At 61.1% G+C, this 1,552-nt stretch carries 1 protein-coding gene; it reads left to right on the forward strand.

Annotated elements, in window-relative coordinates; all coding sequences use genetic code 11:
* Positions 1–59 precede the first annotated feature (59 nt).
* On the forward strand, positions 60–1,376 hold the full coding sequence (locus CLV84_RS00020; protein WP_104417691.1) for an IS4 family transposase: 1,317 nt from the start codon (positions 60–62) through the stop codon (positions 1,374–1,376).
* The last annotated feature ends 176 nt before the right edge of the window (positions 1,377–1,552 follow it).

Here is a 1,552-nt window from a genome sequence, read left to right on the forward strand (position 1 = left end):
TGTTCATGGCCATTAAGCTAAGTATTTTACGACATTAGATTGCGGCCGAACTTAGGGGAATGACTCACGCTCTAACCCAGTTCCTTGCCCAGCTACGCACCTTCCCCGACCTCACCGGGGAGCAGCGCACACGCTACATCGTCGAGCCCCACCGGCGCTTCACGCGGTACAGCCCCCTGACCTTCCGCCGTACCGTAGCCTTCATCCTGCAACTCGTACGCAAGTCCACCGCCGTGGAGCTCCACGACTTCTTCCACCACCTGGGCACGACTCCCGTCACCAAGTCGGCCTTCACCCAGCGGCGTAAGCACATCCGCCCGGTCTTCTTCCGCGACTTCTTCTACCGCACGGTCGAAGCGTTTTACACCAGCTTCCGCCACGCCCGTCGCTGGCGCTCCCATCTGCTCTTCGCCGTCGACGGTACCGGCCAAACGCTACCGCGCGAAAGCTGGATTGGCGAGGCCTTCGGCTTCCACCAGAACCAGCACGACAACGTACCCTCCACCCGTATCCTACTGACCTACGACCTGCTGAACCGCGTTATCGTACGCGCCGACCTGCATACCCAGAAGAGTGGTGAGATCCGCCACGCCTACCCCAACGTTGCGCACCTGCCGCAGCGGGCCATCTACCTATACGATCGTGGCTTCGCCGGCTATGGCTTGCCTTTCCTCCACCGCCGCCACGGCTCGGACTGCATCATCCGCCTGCCCGTGGAGATCAGCCCCGAGGTGCGCGACTTCGTGCGCAGCGGCGAGCCCGATCGGCTCATCACCGTGGAACTGAAGGACCGCGCCTACCGTACGTTGCGTGATCTGGGACAGTTCCCCGTCTGGCGTCAACCCCTGGAGCTGCGGCTCGTACGTGTTGAGCTCCGTACGGGAGAAGTGGAAGTCCTTTTGACCACCCTGATGCACCGCCGTCGCTTCCACCACCGGCGCATCGGGGAGCTGTACGCCCTACGCTGGGGCGTGGAAACGGGCATCTCCCACCTCAAGTCCTTCCTGCAACTGGCCCTGACTTCAGCCTACACCCAACCCGGGGTGGAGCAGGACCTCTGGTCGACCTTCTGGTTCTACAACGTGCAGAGCGCCTGTCTGCTAGATCGGGAGCTGGCTAAACAAGCCCGAACCAAAGACCGTAAATACCGCTATCGGATCAACCGGAACGTGACCGCCGGTTTGATCAAGCGATGGCTACCCACCCTTTTTCTCGACGGCGTGCAGCGCTGGCGCGCCCGCACGAAGGTCCTACTGGATCAACTGGTCCACCACCTGGAACCCGATAGGCCCCGCCCGAGCCGCGTACGAATAAGACGGATCATGCGGAGTCAGGACCGACACGTTTACGAACCTAACTATCGCTCAGCTTTATGATGTAGTCAACCAAGGACGCAGGTCACGGGCACGAGCCGCTTCACGGCCGGACGGGGGCACTATGTCACAAAGATACCTTCCAGGCTTACGCGCCGCAACAACACCCCAAAAGCAGCGGAGCCGAGGGCTTCAGAATGGTGGGTAATTACTTAGCTTAATGGAGTTGGCGCGGTGTT

It is taken from the genome of Neolewinella xylanilytica (genome assembly GCF_002934605.1).
Taxonomy (GTDB): Bacteria; Bacteroidota; Bacteroidia; order Chitinophagales; family Saprospiraceae; genus Neolewinella; species Neolewinella xylanilytica.

Excerpts from the sequence above, each read along its gene's own strand:
- CLV84_RS00020 (WP_104417691.1), top strand. The coding sequence starts at position 60 with ATGACTCACGCTCTAACCCAGTTCCTTGCCCAGCTACGCACCTTCCCC.